The organism is Sphingomonas sp. CL5.1 (assembly GCF_013344685.1).
Taxonomy (GTDB): domain Bacteria; phylum Pseudomonadota; class Alphaproteobacteria; order Sphingomonadales; family Sphingomonadaceae; genus Sphingomonas.
Genome location: NZ_CP050137.1, coordinates 2,324,286 through 2,339,098 on the forward strand (window position 1 = coordinate 2,324,286; position 14,813 = coordinate 2,339,098).

At 68.1% G+C, this 14,813-nt stretch carries 21 protein-coding genes; 14 read left to right on the forward strand and 7 right to left on the reverse strand.

The window, feature by feature from the left end:
• The first annotated feature begins 29 nt into the window (after positions 1 to 29).
• The gene (locus tag F9288_RS11245; RefSeq protein WP_174836878.1) at positions 30 to 779 is read left to right on the forward strand and encodes a queuosine precursor transporter; all 750 of its coding nucleotides are present in this window, start codon (positions 30 to 32) and stop codon (positions 777 to 779) included.
• 38 nt (positions 780 to 817) lie between these two features.
• Here the strand turns inward: F9288_RS11245 and F9288_RS11250 are convergent, their stop codons facing one another.
• Entirely contained in the window at positions 818 to 2,005 is a 1,188-nt protein-coding gene (locus tag F9288_RS11250) for an acetyl-CoA C-acyltransferase (RefSeq protein WP_174836879.1), read from the reverse strand.
• A 70-nt stretch (positions 2,006 to 2,075) separates the two neighbouring features.
• Between F9288_RS11250 and F9288_RS11255 the strand changes: the two genes are divergently transcribed.
• From F9288_RS11255 to F9288_RS11270, 4 genes are read left to right on the forward strand one after another with little or no spacing between them, the layout of a single operon-like run.
• Complete coding sequence (locus F9288_RS11255; RefSeq protein ID WP_174836880.1) at positions 2,076 to 2,327, forward strand: hypothetical protein; 252 nt, start codon at positions 2,076 to 2,078, stop codon at positions 2,325 to 2,327.
• Positions 2,317 to 3,072 carry an A24 family peptidase gene (locus F9288_RS11260; RefSeq protein ID WP_254620845.1) on the forward strand — a complete coding sequence of 252 codons (756 nt, stop codon included), beginning with the start codon at positions 2,317 to 2,319 and terminating at the stop codon, positions 3,070 to 3,072. Before F9288_RS11255 ends, F9288_RS11260 begins: the two co-directional genes overlap by 11 nt.
• Entirely contained in the window at positions 3,069 to 3,506 is a 438-nt protein-coding gene (locus F9288_RS11265) for a hypothetical protein (protein ID WP_174836882.1), read from the forward strand. The genes F9288_RS11260 and F9288_RS11265 overlap by 4 nt, the downstream gene beginning before the upstream one ends.
• 13 nt (positions 3,507 to 3,519) lie before the next feature.
• Complete coding sequence (locus F9288_RS11270; RefSeq protein ID WP_174836883.1) at positions 3,520 to 4,926, forward strand: coniferyl aldehyde dehydrogenase; 1,407 nt, start codon at positions 3,520 to 3,522, stop codon at positions 4,924 to 4,926.
• A gap of 38 nt (positions 4,927 to 4,964) precedes the next feature.
• Here F9288_RS11270 and F9288_RS11275 read toward each other — a convergent pair whose 3' ends face one another.
• On the reverse strand, positions 4,965 to 5,123 hold the full coding sequence (locus tag F9288_RS11275) for a YdcH family protein (RefSeq protein ID WP_174836884.1): 159 nt from the start codon (positions 5,121 to 5,123) through the stop codon (positions 4,965 to 4,967).
• 186 nt (positions 5,124 to 5,309) lie between these two features.
• Here F9288_RS11275 and F9288_RS11280 point away from each other — a divergent pair, with 186 nt between their 5' ends.
• A complete protein-coding gene (locus tag F9288_RS11280) occupies positions 5,310 to 5,507 on the forward strand; it encodes a YdcH family protein (RefSeq protein ID WP_174836885.1) in 198 nt (65 codons plus the stop codon).
• A gap of 117 nt (positions 5,508 to 5,624) precedes the next feature.
• The gene (locus tag F9288_RS11285) at positions 5,625 to 6,086 is read left to right on the forward strand and encodes a DUF1465 family protein (RefSeq protein WP_174839037.1); all 462 of its coding nucleotides are present in this window, start codon (positions 5,625 to 5,627) and stop codon (positions 6,084 to 6,086) included.
• Between the two features lie 9 nt (positions 6,087 to 6,095).
• On the opposite strand, the gene F9288_RS11290 is transcribed toward F9288_RS11285, so the two are convergent.
• Positions 6,096 to 7,067, reverse strand: a complete 972-nt coding sequence (locus F9288_RS11290) for a nitronate monooxygenase family protein (RefSeq protein ID WP_174836886.1) — start codon at positions 7,065 to 7,067, stop codon at positions 6,096 to 6,098.
• Between the two features lie 45 nt (positions 7,068 to 7,112).
• Positions 7,113 to 7,643 (reverse strand): gamma carbonic anhydrase family protein, encoded by a 531-nt coding sequence (locus tag F9288_RS11295; protein WP_174836887.1) that lies wholly within the window; start codon positions 7,641 to 7,643, stop codon positions 7,113 to 7,115.
• A gap of 91 nt (positions 7,644 to 7,734) precedes the next feature.
• Between F9288_RS11295 and F9288_RS11300 the strand changes: the two genes are divergently transcribed.
• Positions 7,735 to 7,899: a hypothetical protein gene (locus tag F9288_RS11300; RefSeq protein ID WP_174836888.1), complete on the forward strand. Its 165-nt coding sequence runs from the start codon at positions 7,735 to 7,737 to the stop codon at positions 7,897 to 7,899.
• A gap of 43 nt (positions 7,900 to 7,942) precedes the next feature.
• Entirely contained in the window at positions 7,943 to 8,341 is a 399-nt protein-coding gene (locus tag F9288_RS11305) for a DoxX family protein (RefSeq protein WP_174836889.1), read from the forward strand.
• Here the strand turns inward: F9288_RS11305 and F9288_RS11310 are convergent.
• Positions 8,338 to 9,846 carry a DUF4403 family protein gene (locus tag F9288_RS11310; RefSeq protein ID WP_174836890.1) on the reverse strand — a complete coding sequence of 503 codons (1,509 nt, stop codon included), beginning with the start codon at positions 9,844 to 9,846 and terminating at the stop codon, positions 8,338 to 8,340. The two genes, F9288_RS11305 and F9288_RS11310, sit on opposite strands and share 4 nt — an antisense overlap.
• Positions 9,847 to 9,996: 150 nt before the next feature.
• On the opposite strand from F9288_RS11310, the gene erpA reads away from it, so the two are divergent.
• On the forward strand, positions 9,997 to 10,335 hold the full coding sequence (gene erpA / locus F9288_RS11315; protein ID WP_174839038.1) for an iron-sulfur cluster insertion protein ErpA: 339 nt from the start codon (positions 9,997 to 9,999) through the stop codon (positions 10,333 to 10,335).
• 6 nt (positions 10,336 to 10,341) lie between these two features.
• On the forward strand, positions 10,342 to 11,112 hold the full coding sequence (gene xth, locus F9288_RS11320) for an exodeoxyribonuclease III (protein ID WP_174836891.1): 771 nt from the start codon (positions 10,342 to 10,344) through the stop codon (positions 11,110 to 11,112).
• 3 nt (positions 11,113 to 11,115) lie between these two features.
• On the opposite strand, the gene F9288_RS11325 is transcribed toward xth, so the two are convergent.
• Entirely contained in the window at positions 11,116 to 12,411 is a 1,296-nt protein-coding gene (locus F9288_RS11325) for an MFS transporter (RefSeq protein ID WP_174836892.1), read from the reverse strand.
• Between the two features lie 152 nt (positions 12,412 to 12,563).
• Here F9288_RS11325 and pgsA point away from each other — a divergent pair, with 152 nt between their 5' ends.
• From pgsA to F9288_RS11340, 3 genes are read left to right on the forward strand one after another with little or no spacing between them, the layout of a single operon-like run.
• On the forward strand, positions 12,564 to 13,115 hold the full coding sequence (gene pgsA / locus F9288_RS11330) for a CDP-diacylglycerol--glycerol-3-phosphate 3-phosphatidyltransferase (protein ID WP_174836893.1): 552 nt from the start codon (positions 12,564 to 12,566) through the stop codon (positions 13,113 to 13,115).
• Positions 13,115 to 13,366 carry a molybdopterin converting factor subunit 1 gene (gene moaD, locus F9288_RS11335; RefSeq protein ID WP_174839039.1) on the forward strand — a complete coding sequence of 84 codons (252 nt, stop codon included), beginning with the start codon at positions 13,115 to 13,117 and terminating at the stop codon, positions 13,364 to 13,366. The genes pgsA and moaD overlap by 1 nt, the downstream gene beginning before the upstream one ends.
• Positions 13,363 to 13,794 carry a molybdenum cofactor biosynthesis protein MoaE gene (locus tag F9288_RS11340; protein ID WP_174836894.1) on the forward strand — a complete coding sequence of 144 codons (432 nt, stop codon included), beginning with the start codon at positions 13,363 to 13,365 and terminating at the stop codon, positions 13,792 to 13,794. The genes moaD and F9288_RS11340 overlap by 4 nt, the downstream gene beginning before the upstream one ends.
• A 12-nt stretch (positions 13,795 to 13,806) precedes the next feature.
• Here F9288_RS11340 and F9288_RS11345 read toward each other — a convergent pair whose 3' ends face one another.
• Entirely contained in the window at positions 13,807 to 14,709 is a 903-nt protein-coding gene (locus tag F9288_RS11345) for a hydrogen peroxide-inducible genes activator (protein ID WP_174836895.1), read from the reverse strand.
• Positions 14,710 to 14,813: the final 104 nt, after the last annotated feature.

The window sequence follows — 14,813 nt, forward strand, 5'->3', positions numbered from 1 at the left end:
CGGGCGAAACTGGTTGCATCATCGCGATCATGGACGGGGACGAGGACCAGCCGCTGCGGGCGGTGGATGCGCGGGCGGTGGCCGGGGGCCATTTCCGCTATTTCGATTTCGTGATGGCGGCGTTCGTCACCATCCTGCTGCTCTCGAACGTGATCGGCGCGGGCAAGCGGGCGGTGATCGACCTGCCCGGAATCGGCCCGTGGCCGTTCGGCGCGGGCATATTGTTCTTCCCGGTGAGCTACGTCCTCGGCGACGTGCTGACCGAGGTGTACGGCTATGCCCGCGCGCGGCGCTGCATCTGGGCGGGCTTCGGCGCGATGATCTTCATGGTGTTCATGTCGTGGGTGGTCGTCGCGCTGCCGCCGGACGTCGGCTGGACCGGGCAGGCCGCCTATGAAAGCGTGTTCGGGCAGGTGCCGCGCATCGTCGCCGCATCGATCTGCGCCTTCTGGGCCGGCGAGTTCGCCAACAGCTTCGTCCTCGCCAAGATGAAGATCTGGACCGAGGGCAAATACCTCTGGACGCGCACGATCGGCAGCACCGTGGTGGGGCAGGGGGTGGACAGCCTGATCTTCTACCCGCTCGCCTTCCTCGGCGCGCCGGACTGGCCGGTCCATGCGATGCTGCTGGTGATGCTGAGCCAGTTCGTGCTCAAGGTGTCGTGGGAGGTGCTGCTGACGCCGTTCACCTATGCGGTGGTCGGCTTCCTGAAACGGCGCGAGGGCGTGGACGTGTATGATCGCCACACCGATTTCACGCCGTTCCGGGCGAAGGTTTGAGGGCAGGGGGGAGAGGCAGTTGCTCTCCCCCGCGCCGATCAGTCCACCAGTTCCAGCGCGACCGCCGTCGCCTCGCCGCCGCCGATGCACAGCGACGCGACGCCCTTCCGGCCGCCGCGATTCTGGAGCGCGGCGATCAGCGTTGCGATGATCCGCGCGCCGGACGCGCCGATCGGATGGCCCAGCGCGGTCGCGCCGCCGTTGACGTTGACCCTGGCGTGATCCAGCCCGAGATCGTGCATCGCGATCATCGAGACGCAAGCGAATGCCTCGTTCACCTCGAACAGATCGACGTCGGCGGCCTTCCAGCCGGCTCGGTCCAGCACCTTGCGGATCGCGTCGACCGGCGCGGTGGTGAACTTCGCCGGCTGATGCGCATGGGCGGCGGTGGCGACGATGCGCGCGACCGGCTTCAGCCCCTTTTCAGCGGCGACGCTCTCGCGCGTCAGCACCAGCGCGGCCGCGCCGTCCGAGATCGAGGAAGCGTTGGCGGCGGTGATCGTGCCGTCCTTGGCGAAAGCCGGCTTGAGGCCGGGGATCTTGGAGGGGTCGCCCTTCAGCGGCTGTTCGTCCTTGTCGACCGTCTCGACGCCCTTGCGGCCCTTCACCTCGACGGCGACGATCTCGCGATCGAACGCGCCGGACTTCTGCGCCTCCTGCGCGCGGGTGAGCGAGGCGATGGCGTAATCGTCCTGCGCGGTGCGGGTGAACTGATATTCGCCGGCGGTCTCCTCCGCGAACACGCCCATCGCCTTGCCCGGCTCATAAGCGTCCTCCAGCCCGTCGAGGAACATGTGATCCATCACCCGGTCATGCCCGAGCCGCGCGCCGGAGCGGTGCTTCTGGAGCAGATAGGGGGCGTTGGTCATGCTCTCCATGCCGCCGGTGACGATGAGGTCGACCGTGCCGGCGGTAAGCGCCTCCGCGCCCATGATCGCCGCCTGCATGCCCGATCCGCACATCTTGTTGACGGTGGTCGCCTCGACCGATTGCGGCAGGCCGGCCTTGAGCGCCGCCTGACGCGCCGGGGCCTGGCCCAGACCGGCCGGAAGCACGCAGCCCATGTAGATGCGCTCGACATCCGCGCCGTCCACGCCCGCGCGCTCGACGGCGGCCTTCACGGCGGTGGCGCCCAGCTCGGTCGCGGACGCACCCGAAAGGCTGCCCTGGAACGACCCCATCGGGGTGCGGGCATAGGAAAGAATCACGACGGGATCGGTGGCCATTTCGCTGCTCCGTAAGTTTGAGCGCGATCTAGTCGGCGACGGCGCGCTTTTCAAACGATAGGAGAACGGAATGGAGATACTGATCCAGTCGCTGAAATGGGCCGCCTCGATCAGCGGGACGATCGCCGCCTTCATGGTGTCGCTGGACAGTGGCCGGAAGGTGACCGGCTGGGGCTTCGTGATCTTCGTCGGCTCGTCGATCGCGTGGATCGCCGGTGCGGCGTTGACCCGCGACTGGGCGCTGGGCACGCAGAATGTCGTGCTGTTCGGGATCAACCTGTTCGGCGTCTATCGCTATCTGGTGCGCAAGCGTGCCGTTTGAGGCCTTGTGGTCGCTGCTGCTGTTCGCCGGAGGGGCGGTAGCGGGGAGCTTCCTCGCGACGATCGTGATCCGCTGGCCCGAAGGGCGCGGCGTGACGCATGGCCGATCCGCCTGCGATTCCTGCGGGCATCGGCTGGGTGCGGGTGAGCTTGTCCCGCTGCTGAGCGTGCTGGCGTTGCACGGGCGCTGCCGTACATGCGGCGCGGCGATCGACCGGCGGCATTGGCAGATCGAGCTGGGGTGCGCGCTGATCGGCGCGCTGGCGGGCTATGTCGCGCCGGGAATCGCTGGCTTGGCGGGAGCGCTGTTCGGCTGGCTGCTGCTGACGCTCGCCGCGCTCGACGTCGCGGCGCTGTGGCTGCCGGACGCGCTGACCGGCGCACTGGCGCTGGCTGGGCTGGCGGCGGGGGCGCTGGATATCACGCCACTGCTGGAGGAGCGGCTGCTCGGCGGCGTCGCGGGGTTCGCGAGCCTGTGGACGATCGCGGCGCTCTACCGGCTGCTCCGAAAGCGCGAGGGGCTGGGCGGAGGCGACCCCAAGCTGCTTGGCGCGATCGGGCTGTGGCTCGGCTGGCGGCTGCTGCCCGCCGTGGTGGTGCTGGCCGCTTTGGTCGGGTTGGGGCTGGCGCTGTTCGAGCGGATGCGCGGGCGGCCGCTCTCCAGCGATGCGCGGCTGCCGTTCGGCGCGTTCCTCGCCGTCGCGGCTTATCCCGCATGGCTGATGATGATAGGGATGGCCGCATGATCGCGCTCCTCCTCGCGCTGCTTGCCGATCCGCCCCCTCCACTGCCGGCGTCGATCGACGGCTCGCCGATCAGCGGCCTCGCCACGCAATCGCTGCCCGCGCGCGGTTGCGCCGCTTATCTGTTCTCCACCGGTTCGACCCGTGTGCTCGCCGCGATGGCGATGGCGGACCCGGCCGGCATCCGGCTCGCGCTGGACGGCGTCGTGGCGGACTATCCGCGCGTCGGGCAAAGCGGATCGCCCGATCTCGGCTTCGCGCCGGTCAGCGAATATCGGCTGGGCGAGGTGACGGTGCGGCTCGAACTGGCCGTCACCCACCGCGCCGATCTTGCCGACGGCGCATTGATCTCCTCGGCGACGCTGAGGATCGACCGCGGCGCGAAGGATGGTATCATCATGCCGCTCGGCGGCCTGATCGGCTGCGCGAAGAAATAGCAGGAGGGGCAGGATGCAGGAGATACTGGCGGCGCAGCGCGAGAGCTTCATGGCGGCGCTGCCCGAGCCGCTTGCGTTGCGCAAGGACCGACTGAAGCGGGCGGCGGCGATGATCCGCGACCATGCGCAACGCTTCTGCGACGCGCTGTCGGAGGATTTCGGGCACCGTAGCGCCGATCAGACGATGGTGACGGATATCGCCGGATCGATCGGCCCGATCAATCACGCGCTCAAGCATCTCGATCGCTGGGCGAAGCGCGACCGGCGGCCGGTGCAATTCCCGCTCGGGCTGCTCGGCGCGCGGGCGTGGGTGGAATACCAGCCCAAGGGCGTGATCGGCGTGATCGCGCCGTGGAACTTCCCGGTGAACCTGGTGATGGCGCCGCTCGCTGGCGTGTTCGCGGCGGGCAATCGCGCGATGGTGAAGACCAGCGAATTCACCCCCGCGACAGCGGCGCTGTTCGAGGAGATCGTCGGGAAATATTTCGACCGCACCGAACTGGCGTTCGTCTCCGGCGGGCCGGAGGTGGGCAAGGCGTTCGCCGAGCTGCCGTTCGATCACCTGCTGTTCACCGGCGCGACCGGCATCGGCCGGCATATCCTCCACGCGGCGGCGGACAATCTGACGCCGGTGACGCTGGAACTGGGCGGCAAGTCGCCGGTGATCGTCGGCAAGGGCGCCGATCTGGCGCAGGTCGGGCAGCGGGTGGCGCTGGGCAAGATGCTCAACGCCGGGCAGATCTGCCTCGCGCCCGATTACGTGCTGGTGCCTTCGGAGCGGGAAGGGGAACTGGTCGACAGCCTGCAGAATGCGGCGACCGCGATGTACCCGACGCTGGTGTCGAACCCGGACTATACGAGCGTCGTCAACGACCGGCACTTCCAGCGGCTCAACGCCTGGATCGACGACGCCCGTGCGAAGGGGGCGACGGTGGAGGTGGTCAATCCGGCGGGCGAGGATTTTGCCAGCACCAATTCGCGCAAGATGCCGCTGCACATCGTCCGCGACGTGACCGACGACATGACACTGATGCAGGAGGAGATATTCGGCCCCGTCCTGCCGGTGCGCCGCTATGACGGGATCGAGGGCGCGATCGGCGAGGTCAACCGTCGCGACCGGCCGCTCGGGCTATATTATTTCGGCCCCGATGCGGCGGAGCGTCGCCGCGTGCTCGATCGCACCATCTCCGGCGGGGTCACGCTGGACGATGTGGTGTTCCACGTCTCGATGGAGGACCTGCCATTCGGCGGGGTCGGGCCGTCCGGCATGGGCGCCTATCACGGCCGCGACGGCTTCGTGACGTTCAGCCATCCGAAGGCCGTCTACAAGCAGGCGCGAGTCGATGTGGCGAAGCTGGCGGGACTCAAGCCGCCCTATGGCGCGGCGACTCGCAAGAACGCGGCGCGGCAGATCGGCTGAATTGAAAAGGGCGCCCCGGCCGGGGCGCCCCGCTTGGCTCAATGCGCCAGCGCGATTTCCTCTTTCACGCGCAATTTCTGTTTCTTGAGGTCCGCCACCAGGTACGTATCGGGCATCGGGCGATGCTCCTCCTCGGCAATGCGCCGGTCCAGAACCGCATGTTTGGCCTCAAGAGCCGAAAGATGCGCAGTCTGCATGGCAGGAACCTCCTAGGTCATATTGAAGGGACTAGGGAGTAGAACACTGATCGCGGGAAAAGTCGCCACCGAAATTGCCCGGTTTCGATCGGGAGCGCCGTCGGCGCGACATTGCGCGTGCGACACGAGAAATTGTCACCCACGCGCGCGCCGCTTCTGCTAGGGACAAAGACGGAGGGTGAGCGGGTGGACGAGCATGAACTGACGGTGCGGCTGAACGCGTTGCGGATCGAGCATCGCGATCTTGACGCGGCGATCGTCGCGCTGGGCGGTGCCGGCACGGTCGACCAGCTCCAGATGGCTCGCCTCAAGAAACGCAAGTTGCGCCTGCGTGACGAGATCGCCGCGCTGGAGGATCAACTGATCCCCGACATCATCGCCTGACGGAGCGGGAAACGGGGAGTCGGCGCGCCGCCCGCCTGTTTCTGTTCGGGACCGATCTCGCGGATTTCAGGCGTGCTGGCCGTGGCGAAAAATCGCAAAACCTGTCACCCATTCGCGATGGGGCGCGGACACTATGATTCGGCGGTGCATCGCCGGCTGATCGACGGACTGTATACAGAGGCGATGCTCCTCGCCGACGAGGCGCGCAGCTATTTCGACGAGGGCGGACGGGTCGAGCGCGAGGCGTTGCCGCCGATGATGCGCGTCAGCTTCTCGTGCGAATCGCTGAAGGTGACGACGCGGCTGATGCACGTCATCGCCTGGCTGCTCACTCAGCGCGCGATCCAGCAGGGCGAGCTTGCCGCGCGTGACGCGCTCGATCCCTCGCGCCGGCTGGGCGCGGCGCCGGACACCGATGCGGAATTGCTGCGCGGACTTCCCGAGCAGGCGCGGCAGATGATCGCGTCCAGCATTGATCTGCACCGCCGGGTCGCGCGGCTGGATGCGGCGCAGGTCGCCGGCCTGCCGGACGAAAGCCCCGCGCGGCAGATGCTCGACCGGCTGTCGCTGGTTTTCTGAGTCCGGGCCTCAGGCCGCGCCGGCCAGCCCCAGCCGCGACCGCGCAGCGCGATATTCGCGCTCCAGCCGGTCGACGCGATCGGCGACCGGCTCGATCCTGCTCACCGCGCCGATGCCCTGGCCCGAACCCCAGATATCGCGCCACGCCTTCGCCTTCGCGCCGTTGCTCTGGCCGAAGTTCATCGTCTTGTAGTCGCCCGCGGGCAGATTGTCCGGGTCCAGCCCGGCGGCGGTGATCGAGCCGCGCAGATAGTTGCCGTGGACGCCGGTGAACAGGTTGGAATAGACGATATCCGCCGCGCGGCCCTCGACGATGCCCTGCTTGTACCGCTCGTCGGCATTGGCCTCGGCCGTGGCGATGAAGGGCGAGCCGATATAGGCGAAGTCCGCCCCCATCGCCTGCGCCGCCAACACCGCATCGCCCGTCGCGATCGAGCCGGACAGCGCCACCGGCCCGTCGAACCACTGGCGGATCTCGCCGACGATCGCGAAGGGGGAGAGGCGGCCGGCGTGACCGCCAGCACCGGCGGCGACCGGGATCAGCCCGTCCGCGCCCTTTTCGACCGCCTTGCGCGCGAAACGGTCGTCGATCACGTCATGGAAGGTGATGCCGCCCCAGTTATGGACGGCCTGGTTCAATTCCTCGCGCGCGCCGAGCGAGGTGATGGTGATCGGCACCTGCCATTTCTCGCACACCGCGAGATCGGCCCCGAGCCGGTCGTTCGACTTGTGGACGATCTGGTTGACCGCGAAGGGGGCGGCGGGCCGGTCGGGATGCGCGCGGTTGTGCGCCGCCAACTCCTCGGTGATGCGATGGAGCCATTCGTCGAGCAGCCCCTGCGGCCGCGCGTTGAGCGCCGGGAAGGAGCCGACGATCCCCGCCTTGCATTGCGCGATCACCAGATCCGGGCCGGAAATGATGAACAGGGGCGAGCCGATGATCGGCAGGCGCAGGCGGGAGAGAATGGTCGGGACCGTCATAACCCGCGTTATGTCAACGCCGTTACCATCTGTCCACCGGCGGTTTCACGCGGGGTCGACGCGTTTGAGATCGCTCATCGCCTCGCGCGATTTGCCGACATAGCCTTGCGCGGAGAGCTTGAGGAAGGCGATGGTCTTGTCGTCCAGCTTGCGCACCGCCTTGGCCGGTGAGCCGACGATCAGGCTGCCCGGTTCGAAGGTCTTGCCCTCCGTCACCAGCGCGCCGGCGCCGACGATGCAATCCGCCGGGATCACCGCATGGTTGAGCACGATCGCGCCCATGCCGATCAGCGCGCGGTCCCCCACGGTGCAGCCGTGCAGGATCGCGTGATGGCCCACGGTGCAATCCTCCCCCACGGTGCAGGGCGCGCCGGGATCGGAATGGAGCATCGCGCCGTCCTGGATATTGCTGCGCGCGCCGACCGCGATGGTGGTGTTGTCCGCGCGAATCACCGCGCCGAACCAGACGCTCGCTTCCTCCGCCAGCACGACGTCGCCGATCAGGTCGGCGCTGGGCGCGGCCCAGGCGGTGGCGTGGCAATTCGGCCGTTTTCCGTGGAATTCGTAGAGCGGCATCTTCCCTCCTTCTGTGCCACGTCAGGACAGTGCCCGCGTTAACGCTCTTTAGGCATGGCGGGAATCGTAAACAGAATATTAACTCTCGCACATGAAACGACCGCTCGTCCTGACCAACGAAGCCGCAGGCCATCCGTTTCGCCGCTCTCTGCCGCCGCCGCTGGCCGCCCGGCAGCGCGATGACGACCATGACCTGAAGCTGTTCGTGCTGAGCTTCACCGCCTTCTTCATCTGCTTCTGGACTTTTCTGCTATAGGAAAGGTGCCGCCGCTGGAGTGGCGGGGAAGGAGAGGGGTTCGATGCAGCAGATTCTTGCCGCGTGGCGGCCACGGATGTTGAGCATCCTCAGGATCATGGCCGCACTGCTGTTCATGGAGCACGGGCTGATGAAGCTGTTCGCCTTCCCGCTGCCGCAGCCGGGCGTGCCGAACCCGTTGCCGACGATCCTGCTGGTCGCGGCGGTGATCGAGGTGGTCGGTGGGGCGCTCCTCGCGCTCGGCCTGTTCACCCGGCTCGCCGCCTTCATCTGCTCCGGGCAGATGGCGGTCGCCTATTTCACCGCGCATATGCCGCAGGGCTTCTGGCCCGGCGGGAACGGCGGGGATGCGGCGGTCCTGTTCTGCTTCATCTTCCTCTATCTCGTCTTCGCCGGGCCGGGGAGCTGGAGCATCGATGCGGCGCGCGGCCGCCGAAGCTAGCGTTTCTTCGCCACGCGTGGGCGATAGGCGATCGATGCCGTGCCATAGGCCTGCACCGGCATGAACAGGCCCTGGCCGGTCGGCACGACGCGGCCGTGCGTCACCTCCCCGATATCCGCGCGCAGCACGAAATCGCCCTGCCGGCGCTCGGCGATCGCGGCGCGGGCGGAGCGCAGCACCTTGGCGTAATCGTTGGCGAAATCCTGCGTCAGCGAGCGGCGGATCGCCTCCACCACGTCCGGCGTCTGGAATAGCTGGATCAGCAGGTTCACCGTCTCCCGATTGGTATCGGCGGCGACGCGCAGGTCGCGGATCTCGACCAGTTCCGAATTGGCGTCGTTATAGGGCATGCCGGTCAGCCATACCCGGCCGCGCGTATGGTCGATGAGGCCCGATTTCAGCTTCGCGTCGACCGTGATGCCCACCGCAAGTCGTCCGCCGGAGGTGGCGTAGATGGTGACGTCGCTGAACTTCGCATCGACCGGCCCTGCCTGTGGAATGGTGATCCCGCGCGCGGCGAGCTTGGCGAGCGCGCGGGTCAGTACCGGCTCCAGCTGCGCGTAATCGGCCAGCACCGGGATCTGAAAGGCGAGCTTCGGCTGCTTCACCTGCCGGGCGAGATCGGGGAGCGGCGTCGGCGTCGGATCGGTGGGGCGATCGCCGACGAAGGTCTGCGTCAGCGCCTCCGCCGTCGCGGTAAGCTCCAGGTTGCGGCCTTGCACCCGATAGCCGGCGAAGCCGATCCGCGTGGGCACGATGCGCAACCATACCGGGGGATTTTCGCGATTCAGCAGCAGCGTGGCGAAGCCCTGCCGCCACGCCTCCGCCGCCTCCTTGCGGGCATCGAGCGCGCGGAGCTGCTTCGGCAGGTCGCGCTCCAGCTTCGCCACGACATCCGCGAGCTTGTCGTCCGCCTTGTCGACGAAGGTGATGCGCTTGCCGAGCAGGGTGACGCCGGGGGGCGTCGTCCAGTCATAATCGATCGAGACCTTGGCGGTGGGCGTCCAGTCCGGCCGGATATCCAGCCGGACGTTCCCGTGGACGGTCGCGGCGCCGGTCGCCGTTTCGCGGCGGATCAGGCCGCCGATATCCTCCGCGCTGATCGTCGCGTTGACCGGCAGCGTCAGCCGCAGCGTCTTGCCGCTGCCTGCCAGCGTGACGCGCCCGCGCCGCACCGTGCCGACGATGCGGCAGCGCAGGTCGGGCGTGACCTTCACGCGCTTGCCGAACAGCTTGAGCCGCTGCGCCGGGACGCAGCGATCCTCGACGCGGTCGATCGACCACAGGGTGAGCGGCATCTCGCGATTGATCGAGCGCTCCAGATCGCCCAGCCGCGCGGTGATCGGCACGACGATCGAGGACGTGGCTTCCGGCAGTTGCACCGGCGTTTCGAGGCGCGGCGGCGGCTGTTGCGGCGGCTTGCGGTGACAGCCGGCGATCGCGATCGCGGCCAGCATCGCGAGGCACGGAATCACCCTGTCGTGCAAAGCAGCGCGCGCCGTCATATGCCGCGCACCGTGCCGCATGACGGGCCGGCAGTCGATAGCGGCGCGTGATTTTCCCCCGTGATCGGCACGGAGAGGACAAACACCGGCGTCTCGCGGCGGTTCCCGCGCCCGGTTGCCGACCGGGGCGGCACCGCCTATCTCGCACACATGGCAAGCGTCCTTTCCGATATCGCGCTCACCCCCGCCGCCGCCGCCCGCGTCGCGGCGATCGCGGCGAAACAGGGCAAGCCGGCGATCCTGCGGCTGTCAGTGGAGGGTGGCGGCTGCTCCGGCTTCCAGTACCGCTTCGGTTTCGCCGACGCGCCGGAGGCCGGGGACACGATCGCCGAGACCGACGGCGTGAAGCTGGTGGTCGATGACGTCAGTCTCGATCTCGTGCGCGGCGCGTCGGTCGACTATGTCGAATCGCTCGGCGGGGCGGCGTTCAAGGTCGATAACCCCAACGCCGCGTCCGGCTGCGGCTGCGGCACCAGCTTCTCGGTCTGAGCGCGCGTGAAGATCGTCAGCTACAATGTGAACGGCATCAAGGCGCGCCTGCCGCGCCTGCTGGAATATCTAACCGAGCAGCAGCCCGACATCGTCTGCCTTCAGGAGCTGAAATCGAGCGACGACACTTTCCCGGAGGCCGATATCCGCGCCGCCGGCTATGGCGCGGTGTGGCATGGTCAGAAAGGCTTCAACGGCGTCGCCGTGCTGGCGCGCGCGGCCGATCCGGTCGAGCGCCAGCGCGGGCTGGAGGGCGATCCCGACGATGCGCACAGCCGCTATCTCGAATGCGATGTGGACGGGCTGGTGATCGCCTCGATCTATTTGCCCAACGGCAATCCGCAGCCGGGGCCGAAGTTCGATTACAAGCTGCGCTGGATGGAGCGGCTGGCGGATCGCGCCCGCGCCTTGCTGGCGGAGGAAGTGCCGGCGGTGCTGGCGGGCGATTATAACGTCATCCCGAACGACGACGACACCTTCTCGGTCCGCGCGATGGCCGACGACGCACTGATGCAGCCGGAGAGTCGAGCGGCCTATCGCGCGCTGGTCGCGCAGGGTTGGACCGACGCATTGCGCACCCGCCATCCGCAGGGGCGCGTGTGGACCTTCTGGGACTATCAGGCCGGCGCGTGGCAGCGCGATGCGGGCTTCCGCATCGACCATCTGCTGCTCAGCCCCGCTGCCGCCGACCGGCTGGTGGAGGCGGGCGTCGACCGCGATTATCGCGGGCGCGAAAAGGCCAGCGATCACGCGCCGACCTGGGTGCGGGTCAAATAGACCTCAGTCGCAGGCGAGGTGCAGCTTCTGCGCCAGCCACGCGGAGACGAAGCACATCGCCACCACCGCCAGCAACAGGTCGTTGGGGGTGACGCCCCACCACGTCAGGCCCGCCACCAGCACCGATCCGATCGTCATCGCCCCGGCGTTGACGACATTGTTCGCCGCCACCGTCCGCGCGGTCTGGTCCTTGGGCACGGTGGTGGTGAGGAAGGCGTAGAGCGGCACCACGAACATGCCGCCGAACACCGCCACCCCGATCAGCGACAGCAGCACGAACGCCGCGCCCGGCACATGGATGAAATCCGCGATGCCGTAGAGCGTGCCGGCCGGCGCCGGCGTCCAGTGCCGCACGGCGAACCAGAAGGCGAGCACCGCCCCCGCCATCGCGATCACGGAAGCGGGGGAGAATCTGGCGGAGATATGCCCGCGCAACATCAGGTTGATCACCACCGATCCGATTGCCACGCCGATCGAGAAGATCGCCAGCACGAGGCTCGCGACGCTGGCGTCGGCGGTCAGCACGTTCTTCACCAGCGGCGGGAAGATCACCACCAGCACCGAACCGATCGTCCAGAAGAAGCTGATCGCGCAGATCGCGAGGAACAGGCGCGGGATGTGCATCGTGCCGTTGATGAGTCGCCACGAGGCGCGGAACGGGTTGAGATCGAGCGTTAGCGGCGGGCCGAGGCGCGGGGCGGGGGGCACCTGCCGCGCGGTGAGATAGCCGGCAAGCGCCACCGCGAAGGTGAGCAACGCCACCAGCGCCACCGAGCGATAGATGAAGCCGGCGAGGATCGTGCCCATCAGGATCGAGAGATAGGTGCCCGCCTCGACCAGCCCGGTGCCGCCGAGCACGTCGTCCTCGTCCAGATGCTGCGGCAGGATGGCGTATTTGATCGGGCCGAAGAAGGTGGAGTGGACGCCCAGCCCGGTCACGGCCGCCAGCATCAGCACGACCGGGATGGTCGGCACGTCCGCGCGCGCGAGCAGCAGGCCGCCGCTCCCCAGCGCCATGATGCCGAACTCCGCGATCTTCACGTAGCGGATGATCCGCGCCTTGTCGGTGGTGTCCGCGATCTGCCCGGCCAGCGCCGAGAGCAGGAAGAAGGGCAGGATGAACAGTCCCGCCGCCAGCGCGTTGAAGAAGCTCTCCTGGCGCGGATCGGCGAATATCTCATAGGTGGCGAACAGCACCATCGCCGTCTTGAACAGATTGTCGTTGAACGCGCCCAGGAACTGCGTGGAGAAAAGCGGCAGGAAACGTCGACGCTTGAGAAGCCCGAGGGCATTGATCATGGTGGGAAGCAGCCCGGATATGGCGGATTGCGGCGTGGCATAGCGCAGCGCGGCGGCGGACGCCAACCGCTAAACGGCCGCCGACGGCCCGCGCGCACCCGGATGCAGGCCGGCGTTGTCCTGATCGCTTTTGCTCCCTAAGTCTCGTTGTGATGCTGACCGTGCCGAACCTGCTTACCCTGTCGCGGATCGTCGCGGTGCCGTTGCTCGTCGCCTGCCTGTGGTGGCCGGCGTGGACGGCGGGTTACTGGCTCGCCTTCGCGCTTTATTGCCTGATGGGCGTCACCGATTATTTCGACGGCTATCTCGCCCGCGCGCAGGGCGCGGTCTCCAGGCTCGGCATCTTCCTCGATCCGATCGCGGACAAGATCATGGTCGCCGCCGTGATCCTGATGCTCGTCGCGACGCGCGACATCGAGGGTGTCCATCTGATCGCCGCGATCATCATCCTGCTGCGCGAGATCGCGGTATCGGGGTTGCGCGAGTTCCTCGCCCAGCTTCAGGTTTCCGTCCCCGTCTCGCGGCTGGCTAAGTGGAAGACGACTCTGCAACTCGTCGCGCTCGGCGCGCTGATCCTCGCCGGTGCGCTGCCGGGCGAGCCATGGGTGAAGCTGGTCGGCCTCGTCTCGCTGTGGGGCGCGGCCGGGCTGACGGTCGTCACCGGCTGGGATTACCTGCGCGTCGGCCTGAAGCACATGGATTGATGCGCGTCCTGTATTTCGCCTGGGTGCGCGAGCGGATCGGCGTCGGCGAGGAGGAGGTCGATCCTCCCGCTGGCACCGTCACCGTCGGCGCGTTGGTCGACTGGCTCGCCGGGCGCGGCGAGGGCCACGCCGCCGCCTTCGCCGATCGCGCGCGGCTGCGCGCGGCGGTGGACCAGATTTTCGTGCCGCTCGACGCGCCGATCGCGGGTGCGCGCGAGGTGGCGCTGTTCCCGCCGGTGACGGGCGGATGATCCATATCCGCGTCTCGCCCGAGCCGATCGACCTCGCCGCCGAACATGCGCGCGCGGAGCGGGGCGGGGCGGTCGCGACCTTCACCGGGCTGGTCCGCGCCGACGACGGGGTCGAGGAATTGACGCTCGAACATTATCCCGGCGCGACCGAGGCGGCGCTGGAGCGGCTGGCGCGGGAGGCGGCCGCGCGCTGGTCGCTGGCGGCCGCGACGATCGTCCACCGCGTCGGCGCGATGACGCCGGGCGAGCGGATCGTGTTCGTCGCCGCCTGCGCCCCGCATCGCGCGGCGGCGCTGGAGGCCTGCGCCTTCCTGATCGACCGGCTCAAGACCGACGCGCCCTTCTGGAAGCGCGAGCGGCGCGGCGCGGAGGCGCGCTGGGTCGAGCAGCGCGACGGGGATCGCGGCGCGGCGGCGCGGTGGGATTGACTGCCGACGCGGCTATTCCGCCTCCGCCAGCACCTCGGCCAACAGCAGGAAATCGCGCTCGCGTGGCGAGGCGCGACGCCATGCCAGCGCGATCGTGCGCAGCGGATGCTCGCCCGCGAGCGGCCGGGCGTGGATCGCGGTGTGATCGAGGATGCCCGCTTTCAGCGCCATTTCCGGCAGCATCGTCACGCCCAGCCCGTTGTCGACCATCTGCACGATCGTATGCAGCGAGGTGCCGAGCATCTGCGCCTCGGCGCGCAACTCCGGGCGGTTGCACGCGGCGAGGGCATGCTCCTTCAGGCAATGCCCGTCCTCGAGCAGCAGCAGCCGCGTCTCGTCGATCTCGTTGGCGGAGACCGGCGCAGTCCCCGCGCCCATCTCGCCCTCGGGGAAGGCGACGAACAGCCGATCGTCGAACAGCGGCCGGGTCGCGACTTCTCCGCAGGCATAGGGCAGCGCGAGCAGCACGCAATCCGCCCGCCCGTTGTGGAGCGAATCGCATGCCGCCGCGCTCGGCTCCTCGCGCAGGAACAGCTTGAGATCGGGATAGTCCGCGCGCAACCGCGGCAGAATGCGCGGCAGCAGGAAGGGCGCGATCGTCGGGATCACGCTCATCCGCATCTCGCCGGACAGCGGCCGCCCGGCGGCGCGCGCCATGTCGCCAAGCTCCTCCGCCTCGCGCAGCACCTTGCGCGCTTTGCCCGCGATCCGCTCGCCCAGCGGGGTGAAACGCACCACGCGCCGCGTGCGCTCGACCAGCGTGACGCCGATCAGCATCTCCAGCTCGCGGATGCCCGCCGACAGGGTGGACTGGGTGACGAAGCAGCTTTCCGCCGCGCGGCCGAAATGGCCGTGATCCTTGAGCGCGATCAAATACTGAAGCTGCTTCAACGTGGGAAGATAGGTTTGCGCCACTGATCGTCTCCGTCGATCTATCAATATGGAATAGCCTGTTGGATCGATCAGGGGAACGCCTATATCGACGCTCTCGACCAGCCGAATCGCCACGTCGGCGAAGC

What these genes read in the sequence shown, in the direction of transcription:
- moaD (WP_174839039.1), top strand. Translation starts at nt 13,115, where the DNA reads ATGCGCGTCCTGTATTTCGCCTGGGTGCGCGAGCGGATCGGCGTCGGC.
- F9288_RS11340 (WP_174836894.1), top strand. Translation starts at nt 13,363, where the DNA reads ATGATCCATATCCGCGTCTCGCCCGAGCCGATCGACCTCGCCGCCGAA.
- F9288_RS11310 (WP_174836890.1), bottom strand. Translation starts at nt 9,846, where the DNA reads ATGACGGCGCGCGCTGCTTTGCACGACAGGGTGATTCCGTGCCTCGCG.
- F9288_RS11300 (WP_174836888.1), top strand. Translation starts at nt 7,735, where the DNA reads ATGAAACGACCGCTCGTCCTGACCAACGAAGCCGCAGGCCATCCGTTT.
- F9288_RS11290 (WP_174836886.1), bottom strand. Translation starts at nt 7,067, where the DNA reads ATGACGGTCCCGACCATTCTCTCCCGCCTGCGCCTGCCGATCATCGGC.
- F9288_RS11285 (WP_174839037.1), top strand. Translation starts at nt 5,625, where the DNA reads ATGGGGCGCGGACACTATGATTCGGCGGTGCATCGCCGGCTGATCGAC.
- F9288_RS11305 (WP_174836889.1), top strand. Translation starts at nt 7,943, where the DNA reads ATGCAGCAGATTCTTGCCGCGTGGCGGCCACGGATGTTGAGCATCCTC.
- F9288_RS11255 (WP_174836880.1), top strand. Translation starts at nt 2,076, where the DNA reads ATGGAGATACTGATCCAGTCGCTGAAATGGGCCGCCTCGATCAGCGGG.
- F9288_RS11245 (WP_174836878.1), top strand. Translation starts at nt 30, where the DNA reads ATGGACGGGGACGAGGACCAGCCGCTGCGGGCGGTGGATGCGCGGGCG.
- F9288_RS11295 (WP_174836887.1), bottom strand. Translation starts at nt 7,643, where the DNA reads ATGCCGCTCTACGAATTCCACGGAAAACGGCCGAATTGCCACGCCACC.
- erpA (WP_174839038.1), top strand. Translation starts at nt 9,997, where the DNA reads ATGGCAAGCGTCCTTTCCGATATCGCGCTCACCCCCGCCGCCGCCGCC.
- pgsA (WP_174836893.1), top strand. Translation starts at nt 12,564, where the DNA reads ATGCTGACCGTGCCGAACCTGCTTACCCTGTCGCGGATCGTCGCGGTG.
- F9288_RS11325 (WP_174836892.1), bottom strand. Translation starts at nt 12,411, where the DNA reads ATGATCAATGCCCTCGGGCTTCTCAAGCGTCGACGTTTCCTGCCGCTT.
- F9288_RS11265 (WP_174836882.1), top strand. Translation starts at nt 3,069, where the DNA reads ATGATCGCGCTCCTCCTCGCGCTGCTTGCCGATCCGCCCCCTCCACTG.
- F9288_RS11270 (WP_174836883.1), top strand. Translation starts at nt 3,520, where the DNA reads ATGCAGGAGATACTGGCGGCGCAGCGCGAGAGCTTCATGGCGGCGCTG.
- F9288_RS11275 (WP_174836884.1), bottom strand. Translation starts at nt 5,123, where the DNA reads ATGCAGACTGCGCATCTTTCGGCTCTTGAGGCCAAACATGCGGTTCTG.
- F9288_RS11250 (WP_174836879.1), bottom strand. Translation starts at nt 2,005, where the DNA reads ATGGCCACCGATCCCGTCGTGATTCTTTCCTATGCCCGCACCCCGATG.